The 25,071-nt window shown below is 42.2% G+C and carries 19 protein-coding genes and 1 pseudogene; 4 read left to right on the top strand and 16 right to left on the bottom strand.

Annotated elements, in window-relative coordinates:
• Window positions 1–40 precede the first annotated feature (40 nt).
• The 4 genes from IPP77_04195 to IPP77_04180 form a co-directional block, all read right to left on the bottom strand.
• Window positions 41–724, bottom strand: coding sequence for an ABC transporter ATP-binding protein (locus IPP77_04195; GenBank protein MBL0308891.1), 684 nt, complete (start codon window positions 722–724; stop codon window positions 41–43).
• Window positions 721–1,980, bottom strand: coding sequence for an ABC transporter permease (locus IPP77_04190; GenBank protein ID MBL0308890.1), 1,260 nt, complete (start codon window positions 1,978–1,980; stop codon window positions 721–723). The genes IPP77_04195 and IPP77_04190 overlap by 4 nt, the downstream gene beginning before the upstream one ends.
• Complete coding sequence (locus tag IPP77_04185) at window positions 1,977–3,062, bottom strand: efflux RND transporter periplasmic adaptor subunit (protein ID MBL0308889.1); 1,086 nt, start codon at window positions 3,060–3,062, stop codon at window positions 1,977–1,979. Before IPP77_04185 ends, IPP77_04190 begins: the two co-directional genes overlap by 4 nt.
• A gap of 162 nt (window positions 3,063–3,224) precedes the next feature.
• On the bottom strand, window positions 3,225–4,757 hold the full coding sequence (locus tag IPP77_04180) for a hypothetical protein (GenBank protein MBL0308888.1): 1,533 nt from the start codon (window positions 4,755–4,757) through the stop codon (window positions 3,225–3,227).
• A 708-nt stretch (window positions 4,758–5,465) separates the two neighbouring features.
• On the opposite strand from IPP77_04180, the gene IPP77_04175 reads away from it, so the two are divergent.
• Both IPP77_04175 and IPP77_04170 read left to right on the top strand, forming a co-directional pair.
• Window positions 5,466–6,761, top strand: a complete 1,296-nt coding sequence (locus IPP77_04175; GenBank protein ID MBL0308887.1) for a DUF389 domain-containing protein — start codon at window positions 5,466–5,468, stop codon at window positions 6,759–6,761.
• Window positions 6,762–6,907: 146 nt separating this feature from the next.
• A complete protein-coding gene (locus IPP77_04170) occupies window positions 6,908–7,912 on the top strand; it encodes an NAD-dependent epimerase/dehydratase family protein (protein MBL0308886.1) in 1,005 nt (334 codons plus the stop codon).
• A 45-nt stretch (window positions 7,913–7,957) separates the two neighbouring features.
• Here IPP77_04170 and serA read toward each other — a convergent pair whose 3' ends face one another.
• The 5 genes from serA to IPP77_04145 form a co-directional block, all read right to left on the bottom strand.
• The gene (gene serA / locus IPP77_04165; GenBank protein ID MBL0308885.1) at window positions 7,958–9,193 is read right to left on the bottom strand and encodes a phosphoglycerate dehydrogenase; all 1,236 of its coding nucleotides are present in this window, start codon (window positions 9,191–9,193) and stop codon (window positions 7,958–7,960) included.
• A gap of 12 nt (window positions 9,194–9,205) precedes the next feature.
• Complete coding sequence (locus tag IPP77_04160) at window positions 9,206–10,147, bottom strand: nitronate monooxygenase (GenBank protein ID MBL0308884.1); 942 nt, start codon at window positions 10,145–10,147, stop codon at window positions 9,206–9,208.
• 165 nt (window positions 10,148–10,312) lie between these two features.
• Window positions 10,313–11,488, bottom strand: a complete 1,176-nt coding sequence (locus IPP77_04155) for a DUF2961 domain-containing protein (GenBank protein MBL0308883.1) — start codon at window positions 11,486–11,488, stop codon at window positions 10,313–10,315.
• 45 nt (window positions 11,489–11,533) lie between these two features.
• Window positions 11,534–12,376 (bottom strand): esterase family protein, encoded by an 843-nt coding sequence (locus IPP77_04150; protein MBL0308882.1) that lies wholly within the window; start codon window positions 12,374–12,376, stop codon window positions 11,534–11,536.
• Window positions 12,377–12,403: 27 nt separating this feature from the next.
• Window positions 12,404–13,330, bottom strand: a complete 927-nt coding sequence (locus IPP77_04145; GenBank protein MBL0308881.1) for a substrate-binding domain-containing protein — start codon at window positions 13,328–13,330, stop codon at window positions 12,404–12,406.
• 103 nt (window positions 13,331–13,433) lie between these two features.
• Between IPP77_04145 and IPP77_04140 the strand changes: the two genes are divergently transcribed.
• Window positions 13,434–13,784 (top strand): hypothetical protein, encoded by a 351-nt coding sequence (locus IPP77_04140; protein ID MBL0308880.1) that lies wholly within the window; start codon window positions 13,434–13,436, stop codon window positions 13,782–13,784.
• A gap of 300 nt (window positions 13,785–14,084) precedes the next feature.
• On the top strand, window positions 14,085–15,809 hold the full coding sequence (locus IPP77_04135) for a hypothetical protein (GenBank protein ID MBL0308879.1): 1,725 nt from the start codon (window positions 14,085–14,087) through the stop codon (window positions 15,807–15,809).
• Between the two features lie 77 nt (window positions 15,810–15,886).
• Here the strand turns inward: IPP77_04135 and IPP77_04130 are convergent, their stop codons facing one another.
• The 7 genes and pseudogenes from IPP77_04130 to IPP77_04100 all read right to left on the bottom strand — a co-directional run bounded on the left by IPP77_04130 (window position 15,887) and on the right by IPP77_04100 (window position 24,989).
• Window positions 15,887–16,087 (bottom strand): YgiT-type zinc finger protein, encoded by a 201-nt coding sequence (locus IPP77_04130; GenBank protein ID MBL0308878.1) that lies wholly within the window; start codon window positions 16,085–16,087, stop codon window positions 15,887–15,889.
• 444 nt (window positions 16,088–16,531) lie between these two features.
• Window positions 16,532–17,512 carry an ABC transporter permease gene (locus IPP77_04125; GenBank protein ID MBL0308877.1) on the bottom strand — a complete coding sequence of 327 codons (981 nt, stop codon included), beginning with the start codon at window positions 17,510–17,512 and terminating at the stop codon, window positions 16,532–16,534.
• Between the two features lies 1 nt (window position 17,513).
• The gene (locus IPP77_04120) at window positions 17,514–19,007 is read right to left on the bottom strand and encodes a sugar ABC transporter ATP-binding protein (protein MBL0308876.1); all 1,494 of its coding nucleotides are present in this window, start codon (window positions 19,005–19,007) and stop codon (window positions 17,514–17,516) included.
• A pseudogene (locus IPP77_04115) lies at window positions 19,000–20,681 on the bottom strand (ribulokinase). Before IPP77_04115 ends, IPP77_04120 begins: the two are co-directional and overlap by 8 nt.
• A 6-nt stretch (window positions 20,682–20,687) precedes the next feature.
• The gene (locus tag IPP77_04110; GenBank protein ID MBL0308875.1) at window positions 20,688–22,400 is read right to left on the bottom strand and encodes a hypothetical protein; all 1,713 of its coding nucleotides are present in this window, start codon (window positions 22,398–22,400) and stop codon (window positions 20,688–20,690) included.
• Between the two features lie 64 nt (window positions 22,401–22,464).
• Complete coding sequence (locus IPP77_04105) at window positions 22,465–23,736, bottom strand: insulinase family protein (GenBank protein MBL0308874.1); 1,272 nt, start codon at window positions 23,734–23,736, stop codon at window positions 22,465–22,467.
• 2 nt (window positions 23,737–23,738) lie between these two features.
• A complete protein-coding gene (locus IPP77_04100) occupies window positions 23,739–24,989 on the bottom strand; it encodes an insulinase family protein (GenBank protein ID MBL0308873.1) in 1,251 nt (416 codons plus the stop codon).
• Between the last annotated feature and the right edge of the window lie 82 nt (window positions 24,990–25,071).

Genomic DNA, 25,071 nt, shown 5'->3' with positions numbered 1-25,071 from the left:
CAAGGCAAAAGATTTTTCAGTTGGCTATCTATTTTTGAAGCTACTGGTTTATTATGCGCCCATCGTCCATTTCTATGATGCGCTCGGTACTCTCAGCAAAATTCATATCATGAGTTACAACCAATAATGTTCTTAGATGAGTCTTGGCTAGGTCTTTAAATATTTCGAGCACCATGTCCGTATTCTTATTATCCAGATTTCCGGTAGGCTCATCACACATGATAATGATTGGGTTATTGATCATTGCCCGGGCAATGGCTACTCGTTGTTTTTCGCCTCCCGACAATTGGTAAGCCATCTTATGAGCCAGATTCCCAATTCCCAACTTATTTAACAGTGTGAGCGCGTTGTTTTCCAATTCCTCTTCTGATAACTTATCCGGTTTAAAGCCGGGCAGCATGACGTTTTTCAATACGGTAAATTCGTTGAGCAAATAATGAAACTGAAAAACAAAACCGATCTTTTCATTGCGTATAGCTGCTAGCTCTTTCTCTTTTTTGTTGTGCATACTTTCACCATCAATGAATAGCTGACCGGTGTAATCCGTGTCCATGGTAGAAAGAATATAAAGCAAGGTTGATTTCCCGCAACCCGATTTGCCGATCACGGATACAAATTCTCCACAGCCTATATTGAATGTTATATCCTTTAGAACATCAATTTTTACAGGATCGTTAAATGTCTTGAAGATGGATCGCGCCTCCAGTGCGTTATGATTTTTCATTTGCCTCTAATGATAATAACAGGATCCACTTTGCTTGCTTTTTGAGCAGGAAACCAACCGGCAAAAAAAGTGGTGATGATGGCAAATGCTACAGCGATAGAATAGTATTGCAATCCATAATCAATTGGATAGGTAGTAATAGTAGGAAGCGAAGCGGTTTTAAACGGGACGGCATCAATAAGCAGGGAGAGCAAAAAGCCAAAAACAACTCCGCCTAGAGCACCAGAGATTCCGATACTCAATGCCACAACGATGAAAATTGTTTTGACATCGTCTCCTGCAAAGCCAGTGGCTTTTAGAATAGCAATGGAGTCCATTTTTTCATAGATCATCATGTTCAGGATATTGTAAATTCCAAAGCCTGAAACAATCAACAGAGTGATGCCTACAGCATAGGAGATAATCGAACGGACATTGCTTCCGGTTTCAAACTGGGCATTGGCAGTTTGTATATCCTCTGCGTCAATGTTGAATAGCTTTTCATATTCACGAGCTACCTCGGGGGCCTGATTAAGGTCTTTTAATTTTATCTGGATATCGCTGACATAATTACCTGTTTCGCCCAAGAGTTTCTGTGTGGTTGCCAAACTGGCATAGCTTTGTACTTTGTCAAGTTCAGCAATGCCCGATTGAAAAAAGCCCACTACTTTTAGTGGAAACTGTTCGCCTCCCGTGGTGGTTACGATAATAATATCACCGACCTTAGCCAGCATTTTATCGGCAGCACCTTTCCCTAGGATAATACTATTTGAAATATTTTTCAGATCATAATAATTTCCACCAGTGACGTAATCATTAAACGAGAAAAGTTTGGCCTCCTGTTCTACATCTACGCCGTTAATAACCCCATTTAGATCTATTTTCCCGAGATTGTAAAAAGCTTGAACCGTTACTTTTGGTGCCACTCCGAGTACACGCGGGTCAGCGTATAGCCTGTCGAAAATCTGTTCTGCGTTGTAAATTTTCTTTCGTGCGTTGGCAGGCTTTACGGAACTGATAAAGTGGTGATAATTTTTGTATTGCTCTGCTATCTCAATAGGCTGAAGTTTTGAAGGCCGGATGTCATTGTATAGCCTTATGTGAGGGGTCCGGTTTAAAACCAAGCTATCTAATAATTGATTTAAGCCTTCCATAAAACCAAGCAGCGCTATAAACAAGGTGATACTGAAAGTTACTCCAATAGCGGCTACTAATGTTTGTTTCCAACGAGAAAACAAAAGTGCCCCGGCAATTTCGGTGATGTGCTTGATTCTCATTTTTCGGGCAACGCTATTTTGGAATGAGCGGTGAGCCCCTTTTTTATTTCTACCAAGTTATAATCCATTAGGCCCAATTCTACTTGTTGCATCTTCCCATTTTGGAGCATTACAGTAGAATCATTGACCAAGTAGCTCCTTGGAATGGTTAATACATTTTGTTTTGTATGAATCACGATGTTGGCTTCCAGTGTAAGATTTGGATAAAGCTCAATAGGTCTTTTCGTAAATACAGCCTCTGCAATAAATGTCCGGGTCCGTTCATTCATCATGGGATAGATGGAGGTAATTGTAGCTTCAAAAATTTGCGATTTATAGCTGTCCATTCGCACAATAACCTGTTGACCGGGCTTTATTTTTACAATATCTAATTCATCAATATTTAGCTCAATAATAAAATCATCAGCACCAACTACCGCTAGGGGTGAAAGGCTTGATGCCAGTTCGCCTTGCTCCTTATTGATTTGATATACTACCCCATCTAAATCGCTTCGGATAATCAAATCTTTCTCAAGCAGTTTGGCAATTTCATAATTATTTTTGCTTTGTCCGGAGGCCAGTTTTAGCTGGCGCTGCAAATCTTCATAGGTTACTTTTGCTCGAGTCAGCGCTACTTTAGAATTTTCAAAGTTTAACTCTTTCTGCTCTAGTTCATTCCTAGTGCCAATGTTGCTATTCCAAAGGATCTTCTGTCTTGCGAATAATAGAGAATCATTGCTCAACTTTTTCATAGCCATTTGAACCGAATTTAGAGCATCTTTTAACCGATCAGAATTAATAGCAAAGTCGGCGGTGGCAGAAGCCAGAAGTGCATTTCGAGTGGCTACTTTTGAGTTTTTATTATCCATTTGAAAAAGTGGATCGCCTATTTTAATGCGCGCCCCTTCTTTAACGAATGCTTTTTCCAGTATGCCATTTGTTTTGCTGAAAACCTGGTATTGGTTTTTGCTTTTTATAATGCCAGATGCGTAGGCGCTTTCGGTGATGTTTTTGTTTTCAGGAGAGATGTATTCTTTCTTATTACAGCCGGATAGCAAGAATAAAGGATAAACAGAAAGCAAGAGGAATTTTAAATAGTCCATCAGGGCAAGTATTTCTTTTGTGTTTTAATTTAATCTAAAGATAGTTTTTGTGTCGAATCATCGCCTGTCAATAGAATTATTCGACAAACAAAGAGATTCGTATCTGTGACCATCGTTAAGAGAAAGGCAGTTTGCATGGTAATCAGGGCTTTTTTCAATTCATCAGAAATTCTCCCGTCGCCGAGTTTTCGTTTCGAGAATCTTCGACAGAGGGTTCGACCCTCTTATGTTTGAGAAGACGTATAGCTTCTCCTTCTCGAATTTCAGAACCGTGTCCTTTAGCACGTGGTTGATTCTTTGACTATTAGCGTCATAACCCACTTTAAGAATAGGTTCTGCAAAATAAATGTAGAAGTCAGTTTCGTAATTAAGTGAATCGCGCTGTATCTGATTTTTTACACTTTTCACAAAAGGAAATCGGTTTTTGTTTAAAAGATATTCTGTGGAGCCTGAAACCGGCCACGAATAATCAATTTTGATTTGTCGGTGCTCCTGAATCCCTTTGTTATTAAGCCACTCCAAAATCTCCGAAGTTCTTGAATCGTGATACCAGTTAGCACACTTGAACGTACTGGCATTTTTGATAAAATTTATTGTTGATATCAGCGCCAGTATTAAAAATAGCCGGTGATAACGAAAGTGTGTTGAAATATCCTCCCATGAGAAGCACAAAACGGAGATAAAAAGTGGATAATACAAAAGTGTGGATCGGTCAATAGGATATAGTGTGCCCAGCAAAAAGTGCTGCGTGATGGCTGAGAGAGTACTGAATATCAGTAGCAATACAAGACCCGTTCTAGCGGAAATAATCTCGCGGTTAAAATAAAACGAAAGCACTGTTATAGTGATTGTAACAGTCAGAAAGGAGATAAGAACCCAATGTGTAGCAGAGTAAGAAACTTCTAGGTATAAGGTATAGTGCGCTAAAGAAATGAGTGAGTCGGAAAAGAAATCGGAGCCGCCGCCGTACCAAAGCTCCTCCGAATTTTTCAATTTTCTAAGGGGTTCATAAACAATAGCGGCTAATGCCAGAGAAATAAATCCGGCAACTGATATAAATCGTATCCTGTATTTAATGTCGGCTAACAGCCATCCGGCACATAATATCAAGGGCAATAGCACGATGAAGTAATTCAGCCAGGCAAAATTGCTGAGTACTGCCAAAGACCCGACCAGAAGGGAATAGTATGCGCTCTTAGTTTGATGGTTGTAGATAAAACTGATCAGATAATACAGTGAAGCCATCTGAAATCCAAGCGCCAGTCCATAGCCTCTCGCCAGACTGAAAAAGTCGAGCAAATATGGGTTGGTTACCAATAGTATGAAAAAAACAAACCCTGTAACAGACGATAGGAAGATATTTGCAATTCGATAAGTGAAAAACAGAAAAACTATAGAAGCCAGTAAATTAGGCAAGCGGGCGAGAAAATAATGTTGTGAACCTGTGAGAAATAAAATTTTAATGAGTACTGTATTTAAGATATGGTTGTTGGCAACACAAGGAGTATAGTTGATTATATGATAAAAGCTGGAGGGCACAAATTGATTGAGGGTCCAGATTTCATCATAAGTCATGTCCATTATAATCGCCCGAAAAAGCAAATAGGCAAAGACAATAACTGAGAATAGAAAGTATATGGATTTTTTGAAACCGGCGTTCACTCCTATGCCGTTGATGGTGTTTAGTTCATCCATTAAAAACAAATATAGTGAACGTCACCAACAACCAAGTTGGGTGGAGAGGTGCCCGCTAAATTACTCCTCCCTGAAATCTTTAAGAAATCCAAAACCATCTTTGCCGTGATAATAAAAACTCACAAATGCATATTTATAGCCTTCCGGAAATATTGACCGTCTCCATTTTTTTGTACCGGATTATCATGAATGTAATCCGGTTTTCACAAAAGCACCTTTTATCCCACCGATTGCAGGATATGCCCATAATTGTTCCAAACACGATAATCTATGGCTACCCCTTACTCCGCCTTCATGGCTTTATATACGCTGCTCCAGCCATTAATGGCTTTCCTGATAATTGCATAATCGGCTTTCCCTCCCCTTGGTCTTTCTGTTAATTCGTTTAAATCTCAAAAACTCTCAGATTGTTTCTGTGGCAGAAATAGGTAAAACCGCGACAGAAATAGGCTAGTCCGTCGTGGGAATAGGGGCGGCGCCTTTTTTTGTGTCTGGATGATCTTGGAGCTATGAACCAAAGCAATATCTTTGGAGATAAATGCGTGTCAAATTTTTATAATTATGCTGTTTAGTATCCCATTATCCGAGAGATTACGACTAGATGGAAGTACATACTCAAGTATAAAACAAGTTGTGCGCAACACTCTTGACTACAAGGACGCTTTCACCCGACAGACATTAATCAATCAGTAAAACGAAACCGAGCGTATGAGTTTTTTAGACAACTTTAAGTTAGCAGCCGAAAAAGAGGATTTTAAAATAGTAAACGACAACATTCAAAACAGCATTGACTTTAAAGGCACCAATCTTTGGATTTTGATTTTTGCCATTTTTATTGCTTCGCTTGGGCTGAATGTAAATTCTACTGCGGTGATTATCGGTGCCATGTTGGTTTCTCCACTAATGGGTCCCATCATGGGGCTTGGCTTCGGTATGGCAATCAACGACCTTGCACTTCTTAAAAGGTCATTCTTCAATTATTTTTTTGCAGGAGCAGTGGGATTGGCCACCTCCACTGTTTTCTTTTTGCTCTCCCCAATCAACGATGCACATTCTGAAATATTGGCCCGAACATCTCCCAATATTTATGATGTTTTGATTGCCTTGTTTGGCGGTCTTGCCGGAATACTTGCCACCTCAAGCAAACAAAAAGGGAATGTGATTCCCGGTGTGGCGATTGCAACGGCTTTAATGCCGCCACTATGCACCGCAGGTTATGGCTTGGCAACCTTTCAATTTCAGTTTTTCTTCGGGGCGGTTTATTTATTTCTAATCAATACCGTTTTCATTGCCTTAGCTACGCTCGTTACCACACGCTTTTTGAAATTCCCATTTAAGCAAATGCCCATGAAAGAAGATGAGGTAAGAGCAAAGCGAATTGTATGGCTGGTGGTGATCATTACTGTATTGCCGAGTATATATTTCGGTTACGACATTGTTCAACAAAATAAATTTCAGAAAAATGCAAATCGCTTCATTGAGAATGAAGCGATTTTCCCTAATGACTATTTACTGAAGAAAAATATAGATACAAAGAGCAAAACAATTACCCTCACCTATGGTGGCCAAATTATAGAAGACGCTGCGATAGAAAAATTGAGAGACAAATTGACTATCTACAATCTCCACAAATGTACTTTAGAAATACAACAAGGGTTTGCTTATCTGAAGGAGGAGAAACAAAATGAACAAGCCAATCAACTCACTATGGCGCTTAACGAAAAGGAAAATCAACTTCGTTTATTGCAAAGCAAAATTGACAGCATTTCTTCACAAAATATTTTGAGCCAACAAATTTTCAAGGAACTCAAAACACAATACCCTGCTGTTCAATCTTTCTCATTACAAACAGCAACTAATTACACCGACACTACTCAGCAAAATATTTGGATTGCCATTATTCATTCCAGTACAAAATGGAAACCAACAGACAAACCTAAAATTGAAGATTGGCTGAAAGTGCGAATGAATATTGAACAAGTTAAAACTTACTTCGAAGAATGATTCCACTTAGCTGTGGGTAGCCTGCGCCGGGTGGTGATAATTCATTAAATCATTTGGTTGTATCATAGAAATCAAAGATGCAGAAAGCCAGTCACGCTGATATCAAGGAGAAATAAACCTTTAGTTCTTCTAAATTTGCGCCATACATGATTCTTGTTACCGGCGCTACTGGCTTTCTCGGTTCTTATCTTACAAAATTATTGCTCCAAAAGGGAGGAAAGGTGCGCACCTTGAAACGCCCGACTTCTGACCTTTCCTTATTAGGAGAATTTGCGCAACAGATAGAATGGATTGAAGGAAATGTGCTCGATATTTCTTCTCTCCAGCTTGCCATGAAGGATGTAGAGAAAGTATATCACTGTGCGGCTATTATTTCTTTCATTCCTTCCGAAACGGATTACATGATGCAGGTGAACATTGAAGGCACTGCAAACGTGATGGATGTGGCGCGGGATACCGGAGTAAAAAAAGTAGTTCATGTCAGTTCCATTGCCGCGTTTGGTGTGGCGCCTGCGGGGAAAATAATGGATGAAAATTTCTCGGACCCCAATATCAGCAAATGCTTTGCTTACTACCGCAGCAAGCAATATGGCGAGCGCGAAGCTTGGCGGGCAGAGGCAGAAGGAATGAATGTAGTCATTGCCTGTCCTGCTACTATTCTCGGCGCCGGATGGTGGGAGGAAGAACCCAATTCATTATTCAAAACGGTATATGAAGGATTGAAATTCTATGTCGCTTCTAATATGGGATTTGTAGATGTGCGCGATGTGGCAGAATGTCTGTACCGCTTGATGGAAGGGAACTTTAGTGGAGAAAAGTTCATCCTATCTGCCGAGAATCTTTCTTTTCGTGAAATCATTGGGCAGATGGCAGATGAGATGAAGGTGAAGCGGCCTAGTTTAGAGGCAGGTCGTTTTTTGCTTTCATTGGCGTGGCGTGCAGAGGTGCTTAAATCTTTTTTTACAGGAAGCCGGCCCGTAGTGACCCGTGACAGTGCAGGCATAGCTTTTGAGTCTTTTTCATATAGCAATGAAAAAATAAAAGCGGCACTCAACTATGAGTTCCTTCCGGTGAGAGAAACAATTGCCGAAACAGCAAGGGTGTTTCTAAAGAGCATAAAGGAAGGAAAGGACTATGGAACGTTCACGTAGGGGAAATGAGATGCAGTCAACGCGGTTGCGACAGCCCCTCACTCACTAATACAGTATGCGTGTTTTGATGGTATAGCTGACTCCTTTCAGCAATTCAAATGCCTCCTGAGAAATTTCTTTATCAATATCCAGCACTACATATCCAATCTCATCATTGGTTTTTAGATACTGTCCCAGAATATTGATCTGATGTTGCGAAAGTTTAGAATTAATCTCGCCCAATACACCCGGAACATTTTTGTGAATGTGTAATATCCGGTAGGCATTAGCCTGTGAAGGGAGCACCAAAGGTGGCACAGAATATGAACCGGTGCTGATGCCTTGTTCCAGATAGTTCAGTAGTTTCGTCGTTACATCCATGCCAATGTTCAACTGAGCTTCTTCGGTAGAGCCGCCTATATGCGGAGTCAAAATAACGTTCGGCATGTTTTGAAGTACACAGGAAAAGGCAGCCCCATTGTTTTCCGGCTCTTCAGGAAAAACATCGAGGGCAGCACCGGCGATATGTCCTGTGTCCATATTGCTTTTCAAAGCCTCTAAATCCACCACTTCACCTCTCGAATAATTAATCAATACACTGCCCTGTTTAAATAGGGCAAGCGTTTGCTCATTAATAAAATTTCGGGTAGAGGCTTCTCCAGGAACGTGCAGGCTCACTACATCCGCCTGTTTCAGCAGATCCTTCAGCGTTCTGATTTGTTGGGCATTGCCGTGTGGCAATCTGGTTTCTATATCATAGTAAACCACCTTCATACCCATAGATTCCGCCAAAACACTCACCTGCGTACCAATGTTGCCATATCCAATCAAGCCTAGCGTTTTACCCCGCAGTTCATGGCTGCCTTTAGCATCTTTCAGCCAAATGCCACGATGAGCTGCCCGATTTTTCTCCGGTATTTTGCGAATCAGCATGATGGCATTCGCAATAATCAATTCCGCCACACTACGCGTATTGGCATAAGGAGCGTTGAACACCGCTACACCTTTTTCAGTAGCTGATTTCATGTCCACCTGATTCACTCCGATACAATAGCAGCCAATGGCTAATAATTTGTCGGCGTGCTCCAAAACCTTTTTTGTGATTTGAGTTTTGCTGCGAATACCGAGCAGATGAACATCTTTTAACTCTTCTGCCAATTGCTTTTCATCCAAAGCGCCGCTCAGCTTTTTGACCTGGTCATAACCAACTTCTTTAAATTCCTCTACCAATACTTCACTAATGTTTTCCAACAACAAAATTTTGATTTTCTCTTTCGGAAAGCTAGTGAGCTTTTTTCTCATGTTGTGCGGCTTCTAAAGATTACAGACCTCTTCTTTGGCTAATAGAAATTCCTGCCAGATTTCGCTGATGATTTCTGCTGCCGGTTTGATTTCTCGAACGAAAGAAGAAATCTGTCCGATTTCTAATTCGCCTTCTTTCATATCGCCTTCAAACATCCCCTTCTTTGCCCTGGCTCTTCCCAATATTTCAATTAACTGTTCTTTCGTAGCACCCCGATCTTCGGCTTCCTGAATCTGTTTCTGAAAATCATTTTTTATTAAACGAACCGGCACCACTTTTTTGTTAGAGAGCATGGTGTCGCCTTCTTGTGAGTTGATTACTGCCTTTTTAAATTCAGCGTGTGCGGATGATTCTGCACTGGCTACGAAACGTGTTCCTATCTGAACGGCATCAGCGCCCAGCGCCATAGCCGCCAACATTCCACGACCGGTAGCGATGCCACCGGCAGCAATCAAAGGAAGATTGGTCGCAGCCCGTACTTGTGGAATCAAAACCATCGAGGTGGTTTCTTCTCTTCCGTTATGTCCGCCTGCTTCAAACCCCTCACAAACAATGGCATCACACCCTGCCTCCTCCGACTTCTTGGCAAATTTGGTAGAGGCCGTTACGTGAACTACTTTAATTCCTTTTTCCTTCAGCACACTGGTCCAGGTTTTTGGATTGCCGGCAGAGGTGAAAACGATTTTAACTCTTTCCTCTATAATGATAGACATGTGCTTGTCAATATCGGGATATAACATAGGCACATTGACCGCAAAAGGTTTGGAAGTCGCTGCTTTGCATTTCAGAATGTGCGTGCGCAAAATATCGGGATACATCGAGCCACTACCTATAATTCCCAAGCCTCCGGCATTGCTCACTGCCGAAGCCAGTTCCCAACCGGAACACCAAATCATGCCCGCCTGAATGATAGGGTATTCAATTCCAAAAAGGTTGGTAATCCGATTATTCATTCCGCGATATTGAAATAAAAAGATGAGAAGATGAAAAGAGTTTTTCTAATCGGATTTGCCAGGCACAGGTTTTTCGCCTTGAGTCAATAGGGCAAGGTAATGCACTCGCACAATATCTTCCAGCTTTCTTGCTCCAACTATATAACAGCGGAGTCGGCAAGATGCCTAATTCACCTCCAAGCCATCTTTATTAGGCAGTGTTGGAAATGCTGCATGTGGCTCCTTTTGATACCAAAAAACGGTAGAAGCAATATCATCCTGCAAAGGGAGATAGCGACCTCCGTCGCGCCAGCCAAGCGCCTGAATAGTTACTTTCAAATCTTTATCAAAACGAATGGGGTCAGTGATATGCCAGCGGTACAAACCAAAGCGCTGCATCACATCATAGTGGCCATCGCCTCTAATCACCTGAGCTAATCCACTATAGGGAGTAGTGAAGGTGGTATAGTCGCTGGTTTCTACACCGGCATCGTTTTTCTTCTGTGTATCAAAATCATAAGACCCACAGAAATAATCCTCGGTACCGGTTCCACAAATAGTAGGGTATTCCTTATCTCCGTCCATAAAGAATTTTATTTCACCTTCACCCCACCAGCCATTGTTATGAACGCCCCAAGCAAGGTAAGTTCCTACATACTGGCCTTTGCCTTTGATTCCATCTACCAGAGTGTAAATCCCTTTATAAGGCACAGGGTTGGTGCGGCGAAATTGAGCATGAAAATATCCGGCATCGGCTGGTATATCCGTCAATGTATAATCTACCTGATAATAAAGCACCATATCCTTCTCGTCAATATTCTCCATAGTGATTTTACATTTTTTTCTAAAAGGCATTTGCCAGTAACAGTTGAAAGCGCTGCCGGGGTTGACACAAACCGCTAAAGACGAGAGGGGAGAATACTCGCCCCATCCCATTCCAAAAAAATCACCCACAGGAACTTCGACCGATGGAGTGGTTTCATCATCCCAATAAAAGCGCAAAATAGAATAGCGCCAATTGCCGGTAGGCGTCATCCATATATGCTGGATGGCACCGGGTCCTTCAATTTCGGCCACTGTAAAGGTGGTCTTAGATTTTATCCGAACGCTGGGGCTTACTTTCCAGCCTTGACCTAAATCGCGCGAGGCTTTTTCACCGGTTCCGGTGGTAGCTTTGCCGCCTTCGCCTTTTGCCCCATTAAAATTTTCGGGACTAATAGAACGAGTCTTGGCATCGGAGAGCCGGTAAAGGTTCCCCATGTTGACCCCTAGGCCATTGAATTTGTCATTAGCATTTTGTGCGGTGCTGTTAAGAATTAGAAAGCACAGAGGCAAGAAGAAAGAGAGTCTAATTTTTTTCATAGCATTGGTTTAGTGAAACATAAATGAAATCGAAAATTGTTCTGGTTACTTTTCCTTCCCCAAAGGAATCATATTTTTTTGTTGAAAGAACTCATGGAAATAAAGTAGTTGATACTTCACTGCGTTTTTCCAATAATTTCCATCATGCTGACCTGGTCGCTCAATGTAATCATGAGGAATTCTTTGGTAAAGCATTTCCTGATGTAACTTCTTGTTCACCGCATAAAAGAAATCATCCACACCGCAATCAAAAATGATGTTTAGAGATTTCCCATCCAGCAGGGGCAATAGATTGATGACGGTATTCTTTTCCCAATTGTCAGGATGTTCGGCGTAGGTTCCCAAACGTTTAGCAATGTCCCAATTGTTTGGGAAAGGACGAATATCCACGCCACCGCTCATGCTTCCGCAAGCTCCCCAAACATCCTGATGGCGAAAAGCAAGATAGAGCGCTCCGTGTCCACCCATGCTGAGTCCGGCTATGGCGCGAGAATTTTTATCGGCGCGTGTCCGGTACTTGCTATCCACAAAAGCAACTAGCTCTTTGGAGATATAGGTTTCATACTTCATGGATTTATCAACCGGGCTGTCGAAATACCAACTGGTGTAGCCTCCATCCGGACAAACAATCAGCATATTGTATTGGTCGGCATAGTCCTCTAAACCTAGAGCGTTGGATAACCAAGATTTGAAATCACCGGTGGCACCGTGCAACAGATACAATACCGGCAGGGCTTCATTATTCTTTTGATAATTGTCTGGTGTAATAATTATGTTCGGAATGAGTTTGTTCATGGAAGGACTCATCACGTAAACCGTATCAACTTTGCCTGCACAAGAACAAAGGAAAATATTGAGTAGAACGGATAAGAGGAAAGTTTTTTTCATGCCGTGATTGTTTTAGGCTCCTATATATTATTGCGCACTATCGTCTTTGCCAATGGTGCTTGTTTCCAGTTCGATGTACTTCTCAACCTTCTCTCCCATCAGGGTTTTATGTGCGGTCTGAATAGCAATGTCTCCACCGGTGGGATAAAGAAAGGTAGCATCTAATTGTCCATTGGCAACCGCTTGGATTCCTCCTTCTGGTCCACTGAGACCGTCTATGCCAAGGAAGTGTATTTCCTTATTTCGTTTCACATTTTCAGCAGCGAGATAAGCACCAATCGCCATCGGGTCGTTGTGTGCATAGACCAAATCAATTTTTTCAAAACGCTGCAAGGCGTTTTCCATGATTTCCTTTCCCTTCTCTCTTAGCCAAGCACCATCCTGATCATAAATGATTTTGATTTCAGGATTGCCTTCCAATCCTTTTGCAAAACCATCATGCCTTTCCTGCGCAGGAGTAGAACCTTTGAGTCCCCAGATCTCTACGATGTTTCCTTTGCCATTCAGCAACTTTGCAGCATACTTTCCTGCCGCTACGCCGATGTTGAAATTGTTGGCACCGATGAATGAGGTGTATTGATCAGTCAAAACTTTCCGGTCAATAACCAAAACCGGTATACCCGCCTTGAATGCTTTTTCAACCACAGCAGTTAGTGGCTGCGCTTCGTTGGGACTAATCATAATCAAGTCCACTTCTTTCTGAATAAAGTTTTCCATGTCGGCCACCTGTCGGGCGTTATCCTGTTGCGCATCAGAAATAAGTAATTCCATATCCGTATGCTTGGCAGCTTCAGCCACCATCAGTTTATTCATCGCATCGCGCCAAGGTTCAGCGGTGTTGCATTGCGAAAAGCCGATTACAAATTTTCTTTTCTGTTCCGCTTTCGTCGAGGCGGACTGATTGCAGGATGCAAGAATCAATAGAAGCAGGAATGGTAGGAAACGATGTAGCATGGTACGAAAGAAATAAATCTGTGGTAGAATTATAGAAAACGTGAAAGCCCGACTGCATCTTGTATTTTCTGTACATCAATTTTGAAAGAGGAAGTACCCTGTTTTGGGAAAATCGCTACGCGATGTGATTGATATAGCGGCTCTTCTGATTAAGAACGCGGAAGATTTGATTAGGGAAGCGGATTTTGTGATTGATACCGCGACAGGTTTGATTAAGATAGCGGTGTTTGTGATTGATTTAGCCGCTCGTATGATTAAGATAACCGCGGTTGTGATTGATAAAGCGAATGATTTAATCAATATAGCGGCTACTATGATTAAGATAGCGAAATATGTAACCGATATAGCGGCTTCTTTAATCAATAATCCGGGGAAATTGATTAATAATCGGGGGATTATGATTGATATTCCGGGGATTATTGTTGATAATCGTTTGTGGCAAAGGTGTTTATGAGCAGAACATCCAAATTACAATATTTTTCTATACAAATTGGGTTTTCTGGTGCTGATTTTCCGTTTCGGAACCTTACGGAATGACCAAGATATAGCCGCAGGTCCGCCTGACCGCACATCGGGCAGGGTTCTTTTCTTCTTTTATATATATTTTGGAAAAAGAAACCCTGAAGTGCCAGAATACTTGGAAGATCGGGAAGCCTTGGTTGTTGGTGACGCATGAAATACTTTTATCTTTATGGAAAGCTAAACACAAACCACAGCGGAGCACTTACCCAATGTTCTCTCAACTTTTTCTATTATGGAACTAATAGCAGGATTTAAGGAAATATTTCCGAATGAAACGCTCCTTAGCCTTCATCAGTATTGTCAAGGAGCAAGCAGAAACTGGCTGTTACATGCTTCTTGTCATATAGCTGGTTTTAGACTACATAATTCCAAATTCGAAAAATATGATGACTTTATTAGTATGTGGTTCAGACCTAACAACCACGAATTTGCTCAACAGGTATATAATAGATGCTGCGCATTCGAAAAAGAAAGAGGCCCGTTTAGGATTGTAAACCCCATTGCAAGTCTAACATTATTCGAGTTTGTATATGGATTACCACATCAGGAACAAACTATTCCAGAAGAAACAGTTGAGATAAATCTTTTCAAAGCTTATCTATCTTCCAGTGATGATTGGATAGTGAGAGAAACAGCTGGCTTAGCCTCGGTTAAAAACGTAAATGAGGATTTACGTACAGCGGCGCATTATTTACTAGCTTCATTTTACAAGCATGAGCTACTTAACACTGACTTACTCAAATCCGCTATTACTCAATATCTAAAGGCAGAATGCCTCTTTGACTTTTTATCAACCTATGACGAGAAAACAAAGCATTTATTGAGTAGGTTTTTAGAATATTATGAGTGTGTAGATTCTATTGAGTACTTTAAGAAAATCCTTCCGCTTTTTAGTATTCTGTTTGCAGTTGATAAGAAAGAAGGAGATACAAGAGTTAGTATTACGCGGGATGAGCATTTTGAGATAGGCTGCAGGTTTTTTGACAAGCTTTCGTTGATTGAAACTGGCGAGATTAAGGATGATGATTTTTCCGTGATTAGAGCGTTTCCCTTCTATAAAATCCCAGGCGAGAAGGGCGAGTACCGAATTATTTATGATCTCTTCGTAATAGATAAGATTTTTCGTGGGCTTTATTTCAAGTTGAAGGAACTTCATGATGCTAAAGATTATTCTATAGATAAGAAGTTCAAGGACTTTCGAGGCTACATTTATTGCGATCGATTTTCCGAAAAATACTTGCTGGCTAATGTCTTAAATAAAATTGCGGCCGGAAATTACTTCGCGGTATCTGAAGACGATGCAATAAGAATAGGAATAGCTAAAAGTGCACCTGATTTCTATTTGCGTAAGGATAACGCTATTCTTATTTTCGAATCGAAGGACGTTCTGATAAAGAAAAGAGTTAAACAAAGTTTTGATTATCTCGAGATTACTGAGGAAATGAAGCATCAATTTGCCGGCAAAGCTATTTCCCAGCTTGTTGGCAATATCAGGAGAATTTTAATTCATGATTGGCCAATAGATACCGGAATTGTTTTAGAAACCGTAAGAATTTACCCTGTGTTAGTTACACACTATGAAACATTTAATGCCAGTGGGCTAAATTATATCCTTAATTACTGGTTTCAGGAAGAACTAGATAAATTGCGACAAGAAGGATTAAACATCTCGTGTGTCCTTCCTTTAGTCTGCATGGATATTGATACGCTAATTTATTTTCAAGATATATTTCGTGAGGAAAAGGCCATAGAAGTCGCTATTCAAGAATACCTAAAATTTGTGCATTTAGTTCCTACCAAGATATTATTACCAACTGAACTTCTAATAAAATACAAGGAGGAGTCTAACTATCCATTTTCTTATTATTTGCGTAAAGAAATTGAGAAGCTTGATAAAGAATTTAAGGGTCCTAAAGCTTTTCTTGAATTGGTTAAACGACTTGAACCTAAAAACTAGTTATATCCCCCCTCGCAGAGATTTCTTTTCGGAACTCTGCGCTATTCACTAACGGCTGTTATCCCACCAATAGGGATTCAGGCAGCTTTGTTATAGTTGAGGATGCTGATTTCGTGACCTTTTGCGCGTTCGTCTTTGGTAGTTTGGAGGAGTGATTTGGCTATAGTGTCTTCGATAGTATAGTCGCCGCAAACGTCGCATACTTTAGCGGGTACGTAGCGGAGTACAATGACTATATTGTCTTTATCGAAGGTGACCGTGGTGGTTCCTGATTTCATCACTCCATTTTTTACAGGTAGTGCAGCGGCTCATGATTTTCTTTTGGTTTTAAAGTCCGGTTCGTTCAAATGTCTGAAAGTCAAAATTTTTCTGTTTCACCGGAATATTCTATGTCGGCGAATATAAAGCAATGGAAGAATTATTTCGGATGAGTTGGTTTCGGTGGGTGAGACAGCCACCGATAAAAACGATGTAATTGCGGCGGTAACTCTTTATAAATCAATTATGAATTACCGGTGGCCCCGCCTGACCGCTTCAGTCGGGCAGGAATCTTCCGCTTTGTATTTCTGGTTTTTAAATACACAAAGTAAGATTGCTTCAAAGAAGCCATGCTGATTTTTCTTGAATTCTTTTTGCAATGACAATCATTTGAGTGGAGCGCTGCGCCCGTGCAAGGGATTGCGCCCTCCTTCGTAAGAACTACGGCGGGTAAACCCAAATTTTTATGATGAATTTCGTTTCTGCAAAAGAACCGCCACTACAATAACTACTCCTTTGAGAATGAGTTGAAAATCTTTTTGCATTCCGTGGAGACCAAAGATATTGTTCAGCAAACCGATAATGAGTACGCCCGCCAGAGTGCCCAGCACGGTTCCTTTGCCACCGGACAGACTGGTGCCGCCGATAACGGTGGCGGCGATGGCATCGAGTTCATATCCCATGCCGTCATTGGGGTTTCCCTGAAAAAGTTGACCGGCGTGAATGACACCGGCGATGGCCGCGAGGATGCCGCAACAGGTGAAGGCAAAGGCCTGAACCCCAGCAACCGGAATGCCCGCCAGCCGTGCCGCTTCCATATTGCTGCCGATAATGCGAACATATCTGCCCGTTCGCATCTTGGCCAGGAAGACGGAAAAAATAAACACGATGAATAGGAAAATATAAACCGGGAAAGGGATGCCGAATAGAGTCGTGTTAATCACTTTAAATATTTCGGGTGCAGCGCCTTCGCCAAAGCCAATGTTTCGGGAACTCATTCCTGAAATGCGCAAAGCCACTCCGCGCGCGATGGTCATTAGCGCCAGCGTGACCACGAAAGATTGAATCTTCCATTTGGAAACGATGAAGCCATTGAGCCAACCGGTGATGCCGCCGCTGAAGAGTGCAAGCATGAGAATAGCAAACATGCCCAGTTGCCAATCCATGATGCCAAAGGCGGTGAGTACCGAAGATAGCGCTAAAACGGAACCGACGGATAAATCAATGCCACCGGTGAGAATCACTAAGGTCATGCCGACAGAAATAATTCCGATTTCGGAAACCTGTCGCATAATGTTGGCGAGGTTCTCGGGCTTTAAAAAAATATAGGTGCCTTTAGAACTTGTAGGAGAGAAAATAATGCAAAGCAGAAAAAGGATAATGAGCACTACTCCGGGCTTCACCCATTCGTGTTCGGAACTGTATTTTATAATTCGCTGTAGCATATCAGACTTTTTCAAAAGCGTATTTCAAAACTTCTTGTGCATTCGTCTTTTCTATTTGCAGCAAAGCAGTCTGATGACCGGATGAAAGCACCAGAATCTTGTTGCAGATTTGTTCCAGTTCTGGTATTTCGGAGGAGCTGATCATAAAGCTCATTCCCTCGGCAGTCAATTTCCTGATGAGTTCGTATATCTCTTCTTTTGCGCCGACATCAATTCCCCTTGTGGGTTCATCCAATAGAATGAGTTTAGGTTCTGTCAATAGTATTCTGGATAGCAGCACCTTTTGTTGATTTCCTCCGCTCAGACGGGTGATGGCCTGATGTAGTGAATGGTATTTGGCATTTACTTTTTCCAAAGTATCGGTGGCGTATGAAATTTCCTTTTGCCTGTTTACAAAGCCTGCTCTTGAAATTCGCTTCAGCACCGCAGCGCTGGTATTGTCTCCGATACCCAGCAGCGGAAAAATTCCTTCGCCTTTGCGGTCTTCGGTGAGGTAGATGATTTTATTCAACTGCGCCTTTCCAATTGTTTTTGGGTGATACTCTTTCCCATCAAGGTTTATTGTTCCAGAAAAAGACGCTTGATTTAATGCGCCATAAATAAAGCGGAGTAGACTGGAACGCCCTGAACCCAGCAAACCAGATACACCCAACACCTCTCCTTTATTGAGGTTGAAGGAAATATTTTTGAGTTTGGTATGTTTTGAAGTAGCAACAGAAACATCCTCGAAACGAAGAATTTCTTCTGAGGAAATGTTCTTGGATGAAGCAGGATTGGCCGAAAGACTTTTGCCAATCATCAACTCAACAATTTGCTCACGGGTAATTTCTGCAACCGGAAATTGCCCGACACTCATACCATCGCGCATGATGACGACCTCATCCGCAATTTCAAATATCTCACTCATGCGGTGTGAAATATAGACAATGGTCTTGCCTATGCCACGCAGGTATTTGATTTTCTTAAAGAGGTTTTCCTTTTCGCTTTCAGTAAGCGAAGAGGTTGGTTCGTCCATGATGATGAGCTGCGAATTGAGATGGAGTGCCTTTACAATCTCCACCAGTTGCTGCCATCCCAAGCTTATATTTTTTACCGACTGGTCGGATGAATAAGGAAACTCAAACTCTTTCAGCAACTTATTAGACTGCTCGTGTATTTCTTTGAAATCAACAAAGCCCAAACGCTCAGGCTCTTTTCCAAGAAAAATATTTTCGCCAATGCTTAAATCAGGGACAAGATTCAGTTCCTGATAAATCATGGAGATGCCTGCCTGTTCTGCTTCTTTGGTATTGGCAGATACGAGTTCTTTGTCCCGGAAAAAAATCTGTCCTTCATAATCTTGAATCGCGCCTGCAAGGATTTTCATTAGGGTAGATTTTCCTGCGCCATTCTCGCCCATCAAGGCGGTGACTTTTCCTTCGGTGATGGAAAAAGAAACATCACGAAGGACTTTTACTTCTGAAAAGCTTTTAGATACTTTTCTGAATTCAAGCACCCGGTTTAGATTTTAAGGATAGTAGTTTTTTCATTACAGCATATAAATCATTTCCTTCCTGATTCTTTCCGAACGCATCGTGAAGTGTAGTGTACAATTGGTATAGCTCCTGATAAACTTTTACTTCACTTGCCTCCGGTTGATATACTTTGTCCTTCACCCGGCACACTCTTTTTTGAATGGCCTCCACCGTTTCAAATCCCGGCTGGCCTTTCATGGCACAGAAACCGCCCATGATAGCCGCGCCCAAAGCAACGGTTTCTTCGCTCTGTGAAATTTCCATAGGCCGGTTGAGGACGTTGGCATATATCTGCATGAAGAGCGGATTCTTATGCGCAATGCCGCCGCAATTAATCACTCGATTGATTTTGACTCCATAGCTTTCAATACGCTCAATGATTTTCAAAGCGCCGAAGGCCGTCGCTTCAATCAACGCTCTGTATATTTCATAATCAGTAGTGTTGATAGTTTGGCCAAGAATTAGTCCTGTCAGGTTCATATCGGCCAGCACATTTCGATTTCCATTGTTCCAATCCAAAGCGAGCAAGCCGCTTTGTCCGGCTTTAAGACCGGTGGCTTTATCCGATAAGACCTTATGATAAGCATCCTCTTTTTGCAGCAAGCGGCTCACAAACCAATTCAGTAAATCGCCGACTGCAGATTGTCCCGCTTCAATACCAATATATCCGGGAAGCACGGAACCATCTACCACTCCCGACACTCCGATGATGTCATCCACTTTTTCTCCGTTGGGAACAACCATCAGAGTGCAACTAGAGGTGTGCCGAGCACCTGAACATAAGTTTCTTTTCCTACACCGGCTCCTACGGCACCGACATGTGCATCTATAGAACCAACGGCAACTGGTATGCCGGGATTCAATCCAAATTTTTCAGCCCATTCTTTAGATAGCGTTCCGGCCTGTGTTTCAAAAGTGTAGGTGTCATCAGACAAGCTCTCTCTTAATTTGCCCAAAGCAGGAGAAAGCCGTTCGAGAAATTCATTGTCCGGCCATCCACCCCATGATTTGTTGTACATGGCTTTATGACCCGCAGCACAAACATTTCTTTTCAATTGTTTCACATCACGGATGCCACAAAGAACAGCGGGGATATAGTCTGACTGTTCCAACCAAGTGTGAGCAGCATTAAAAACTTCCGCATCTTCCTTTTCGCATTTCAGTATTTTGGAAAAGAACCATTCGCTGGAATAAGTTCCGCCGCATTTTCTCAAATACTCCGGTCGGATACGCGATGCCAGTTTGGTAATTGTCGCAGCCTCCATCACAGCCGTATGATCTTTCCAAAGCCAAGCATAAGCATTGAGATTGTCTTTAAATTTTTCTTGAAAGCAAAGAGGTTGAAGATTTTCATCCACCGGAATCGGGGTGGAAGCTGTGGCATCAATGCCGATTCCCTTTATCAACGAAATGTCAATGTTGTTTTTTCTTGCCGCAGCCACAGCACTGGCCACAGCCTTCTCCATACTTTCTAAATAATCTTTTGGATTCTGACGAGCGAGGTGTTTGTTGCTTACGTTATAGATTACTCCCTGCTCCCCGCTCTTATAAGAATCAGAAGCCGAAGAAATTTCTTCACCGGTTTCTAAATCAAGGACAATCGCTCTGACCGAGGAAGTTCCAAAATCAATGCCAAGCGAATAGTTTTTTTGCATCGGATTTTATTTCCTCTTGCGCAACATCTTTGCATGGTCTTCTCCACCGTTAATCAGGAAGAGCAGCGGCACCGGTCGGTCAATCCCTTCCCTGAAGACGGGCTTTGCTGCCCAGGGTGTAACGGATAGAATGTTCGTCAAATCCATCCAGTATTGCAGACGGGCAGCATTCAAATTCCAGGTCATGTGGAAGTGATTAGCCGGAGCATATTGTTTATACTCCATCATCGTAGCATGTTTGGGCACGACGAAAGTATGTGGCCATGATGGCGAAGAAGCAGCGCAAATTGCTTTGGAGATTTTTTCGGGAGGTGCAACAGAACTTGCCTCATCCCAAACCATAGAATACATCCCTGAAAGAGTACTGTATGCCAATCTACCTGCCAGTCCTTCGATGCCTCCGGGAGAAAGGAAGGTAACCGAGTTCCCCATTCCTGGGAAATAATCGCTATTAGCCAGAGGAAATGAGATTTTGCTCATTACTTCTTTTTCAGAACTACCCGGTTTGGCTGCCCAGTTGAAGGATGCAGAACCGGAGTTGTTTCCATCTACTAAACCTTTCTTTTCCCAAATTGTATTTCCCTGCAACTTAACTCCTGCTTTTTTCGCGAGTTGTTGCAGTTCCCAAGGCTCCCAAACTTTTCTGAAATCCATAAACAGAGGTGGATTCCCTCCAGAGAGATAACTAAATACCACTTGTGTAATTAGCGCCTGAACATCCGCTTCAGTGGCAAAAGGAACTACGGGTTTAGGTCCATTGTGGTCGAAGGTCGAATTGAACAAGGACTCCATAATATCCGCAACCGGCAATGGCAAACCTCTTAAATCAGAACCCCATTCCAACTGGCTCATAAATCCTCCACCAATACCATCCAATTCTTTAATGATATCACGGACGATCAAATAAAGCGCCAAACTCTGGTCGAGGCGCTTGCTATCTGCTTCATCTCGCAACTCAATTCTTCTGCCCGCATGTTTTTCCAACCAAGTGCGCAGTTTTTTCAATTCCTTTTTATCATAGCTCTCTTTCTGCAACATATCGGAGAGTAGTTTCATATCCAACCGCGTTACTTCAAGCCCGAAAGTATTTCTGATTGCAGGTACATCTGCTAAGGCCGTTTCCATTCCCATAGAGTCGTGGCCGAAGATCACTATTCTTCTTCCTTTCAAACCTTGATATGCTACTGCTGCATAACACCAGTCCACCAGATTCGATTTTGTTTTGGCACTCATTTCGGGATTCAAGCCGGTATCGGGCCAGTTACCGACGTTGATGTGTACCAGTCCACCGTATTGCGAAATAGCACCCGAACAAGCATGAGTGAAAACAACTCCCGGTCTCGGCCCACTGTTGCCGCAGGTGAAGTTAAGCGGGGTGTCTTTTGGAAAATGGCTTAACAGAGATATGACCGTCAACTGGGGGAATGCCCAGGTATCAGGCGCGCAGACCAAAATGTTGACTCCCGCCTTTTTAAACTGCGCCGCTACCTGATCGGCCTGAGTCTCTCCGTCCACGAGCAGACCGGAGTACACAATTTCCACCGACTTGCCATCGGGTAATTTCAAATCACCCTCAATGGAATCGGCTACCATTTTCACAATGTTAGCAGCTCGTGTTCTTGAGTCTTTGTCAATACGCGGGTCGCAGGTGGCGAATATCCCGATGACCGGTTTGGAAGGATTGGAGGATGGGGCGGAAGGAAGTTTTTTTGCAGACATAAGCGATTGGATTTCTAATACGGACAAACATATAGAAATATTGAATCGCAAACGGCCTAATTTTTTAGCCCACCGTTACCTTATACATCTTGTCGTAGTCTAGATATTTATTGGCAGTCTCCATAATCTGTTCAGCCGTAATTTCTCTGACGGCTCTCAAATACTGATGAATATAAGAGGTGTCCTGACCATAAATAATCAGGTTCTTGAGTGTTTCCGAAAATTTAATCGGCCCGTCAATACTGCGGAGAATCTTTCCGCTCATATAATTTTTCACTACAGACAGTTCTTCTTCGCCTACTAATTCAGTGCGCAAGAGATTGATTTCGTGTTCGATTTCATTTAAAGTCGCTTCACGAACTTCTTTGCCCACTTCAGAAGCAATTTCAATAAAAGCACCGTGCGGATAGGATGCCAGTGAAGAGTAGATGCCATAAGTAAAGCCCCTTTCTTCCCGAATGTTTTTCATCAATCGCGAACCAAAATATCCTCCGAAAACCGTATTCATAATAGATAGCTTCAGAAAGTCGGGATGCGTTTTGTTGATGCTTAAATTTCCGACAACCACCGCACTTTGAACAGAGTCTGCTTTGTCGGTGTGATGAACCAAGGTTTCCGATGCTTCAATCGGATAATCCAGAATAGGCAATCCTCTTTCACCTACCCAATCGTTGTTACCAAAATATTGATTGAGTCCCTTGATAATCTTGTCGTCAAACTTTCCCGATACTATAATGGTCAGATTGGAACCGGTGTAATATTTTTTATAGAAAGCCTTTAAATCATCGGTGGTAATCTGCTCAAAGTCTGAAAACTCGGTTATCCGCCCATAGGGATGTGTGCTTCCATACAGTGCCTGAACAAAATTTCGGTTCGCGATGAAATCATTTTTTTCTAATTCCACTCGCAGTTTCTGTTTCTTATTTGCAACGATTGTGACCAATTCATGTTCAGGAAAATTGGATTCGCTGAATGTTTCAAAAGCAAGAGGCAAGAGTTTGTCAATATGCTTCGTCAAACTATAAAGTGAAGCCCCTGCCGTTTCAAAGCCCGCGCCGGTATTAAAACTAGCACCGTAATAATCAAAGGAATCTGCAATCTGCTTTGCGTTATGCTTCGTTGTTCCTTCACGCAACATCCGACTGATAATATCCGCCATCAAATTCTTAGGTTCATACCATTTCCCTGCGCGGAACATCAGCTCTACTTTAATTACATCCTGGTCGCCTTCGTTCAGCAGGTAAACAGGGACTTTGTTGTCTAACTTTACTTGTTTTATTTCAGGAAGGGTGATAGTATCAATCGTATCTATCGGCGGTGCTATACTTCTGTTCATGTTCAATTGGCCTGTTTGTTTTGCGCAAAATATTTGATGGTGTTGCTATTCTCTTTTCGAAAGATCTTCGCAGCAATGGAACGGATTTTCTCGGCAGAAACTGCCGAATACTTTTCGATTTCATTATTAATGTCCGCGGCATTTCCGAGCATATCAAAATAGGCGAGGTTCATCGCCCGATTGATAATATTCACTTCTCCGAAGGTTTGATAGGCCTCGATTTTATTTTTTACTTTCTCCAATTCTTCCTCCGAAATTTTCTCTGTAGCCATTTCAAGCAACATATCCGTCACCGCCTTGTCTGCCTCATCCATAGAAACTCCTTTGCTCAATTTGCCTTCTATCATCAACAGTCCTTCATCTAACATTTCTGTAGTGTAGGCAGTGATGCTGCTAAACAACTTCAACTCCTTCACCAAACTGCGATAGAGTCTTGAAGAATCTCCACTGCTCAAAATATCTCTGAGCAAATCCGTCGCGTGATAATCCGGGTGATTGCGCGCACACATCGGGTAAGCTATATAAAGAGCATCTACCGGTACATCTGCCTTCACTTCCAATACCCTTGCCTCTGTTTGCAAAGGCTCCTTTGGAATATTGCGTTCAATTTTCCCGGAAGCCGGAATTTCTCCAAACCATTTTTCTGCCAGCTTTTGAACTTCCTTCGCCTTCACATTTCCGGCTACCACCATCGTCGCATTGTTTGGACGATAATATTTGAAGAAAAAATCTTTAGCCGATGGCATCCTCACCTGTTCGATGTGCGATAAATCTTTCCCAATCACCGGCCATTTATAAGGATGAACTTTATAAGCCAACTCACACATCTTATGCCAAATATCTCCATAAGGCTGGTTGATATAATGCTCCTTAAACTCTTCCATCACCACATTCTTCTGCGTTTCCAGGCTGCTTTCATCAAAAGCCAGCGAAAGCATCCGATCGCTTTCTAACCAAAACGTCGTTTCCAGATTTTGTGCCGGAAAGATGTCGTAATAATTCGTGATGTCGTTCGAAGTAAAAGCATTGTTCTCGCCACCTGCGTTTTGCAAAGGGGTATCGAATTCGGGAATATTTACCGAGCCTTCAAACATAAAATGCTCAAACAAATGTGCGAAACCGGTTTGCTCCGGGGTTTCATCTCTCGAACCTACTTTATATAGAACGTTCACCACAGCCATAGACGTGGTAGGGTCTTCATGAACAATCACCTTCAGCCCGTTTTTCAATACAAACTCTTCAAACTTTATCATACTCTTTCAAATGGGCGGCAAATGTATCGTTTTTGATAAGAGGCAAACCATACAGGCTCGTTGAGGATTTATTCTTTTTATT

This window comes from Bacteroidota bacterium (genome assembly GCA_016722375.1).
Lineage (GTDB): Bacteria > Bacteroidota > Bacteroidia > Chitinophagales > LD1 > Bog-950.
This window is presented reverse-complemented; position numbering and strand designations above follow the sequence as displayed.

What these genes read in the sequence shown, in the direction of transcription:
- IPP77_04190 (MBL0308890.1), bottom strand. Translation starts at nt 1,980, where the DNA reads ATGAGAATCAAGCACATCACCGAAATTGCCGGGGCACTTTTGTTTTCT.
- IPP77_04125 (MBL0308877.1), bottom strand. Translation starts at nt 17,512, where the DNA reads ATGCTACAGCGAATTATAAAATACAGTTCCGAACACGAATGGGTGAAG.
- IPP77_04155 (MBL0308883.1), bottom strand. Translation starts at nt 11,488, where the DNA reads ATGAAAAAAATTAGACTCTCTTTCTTCTTGCCTCTGTGCTTTCTAATT.
- IPP77_04150 (MBL0308882.1), bottom strand. Translation starts at nt 12,376, where the DNA reads ATGAAAAAAACTTTCCTCTTATCCGTTCTACTCAATATTTTCCTTTGT.
- IPP77_04105 (MBL0308874.1), bottom strand. Translation starts at nt 23,736, where the DNA reads ATGAACAGAAGTATAGCACCGCCGATAGATACGATTGATACTATCACC.
- IPP77_04145 (MBL0308881.1), bottom strand. Translation starts at nt 13,330, where the DNA reads ATGCTACATCGTTTCCTACCATTCCTGCTTCTATTGATTCTTGCATCC.
- IPP77_04130 (MBL0308878.1), bottom strand. Translation starts at nt 16,087, where the DNA reads ATGAAATCAGGAACCACCACGGTCACCTTCGATAAAGACAATATAGTC.
- IPP77_04110 (MBL0308875.1), bottom strand. Translation starts at nt 22,400, where the DNA reads ATGTCTGCAAAAAAACTTCCTTCCGCCCCATCCTCCAATCCTTCCAAA.
- IPP77_04100 (MBL0308873.1), bottom strand. Translation starts at nt 24,989, where the DNA reads ATGATAAAGTTTGAAGAGTTTGTATTGAAAAACGGGCTGAAGGTGATT.
- IPP77_04185 (MBL0308889.1), bottom strand. Translation starts at nt 3,062, where the DNA reads ATGGACTATTTAAAATTCCTCTTGCTTTCTGTTTATCCTTTATTCTTG.
- IPP77_04180 (MBL0308888.1), bottom strand. Translation starts at nt 4,757, where the DNA reads ATGGATGAACTAAACACCATCAACGGCATAGGAGTGAACGCCGGTTTC.
- IPP77_04170 (MBL0308886.1), top strand. Translation starts at nt 6,908, where the DNA reads ATGATTCTTGTTACCGGCGCTACTGGCTTTCTCGGTTCTTATCTTACA.
- serA (MBL0308885.1), bottom strand. Translation starts at nt 9,193, where the DNA reads ATGAGAAAAAAGCTCACTAGCTTTCCGAAAGAGAAAATCAAAATTTTG.
- IPP77_04195 (MBL0308891.1), bottom strand. Translation starts at nt 724, where the DNA reads ATGAAAAATCATAACGCACTGGAGGCGCGATCCATCTTCAAGACATTT.
- IPP77_04160 (MBL0308884.1), bottom strand. Translation starts at nt 10,147, where the DNA reads ATGAATAATCGGATTACCAACCTTTTTGGAATTGAATACCCTATCATT.
- IPP77_04175 (MBL0308887.1), top strand. Translation starts at nt 5,466, where the DNA reads ATGAGTTTTTTAGACAACTTTAAGTTAGCAGCCGAAAAAGAGGATTTT.
- IPP77_04135 (MBL0308879.1), top strand. Translation starts at nt 14,085, where the DNA reads ATGGAACTAATAGCAGGATTTAAGGAAATATTTCCGAATGAAACGCTC.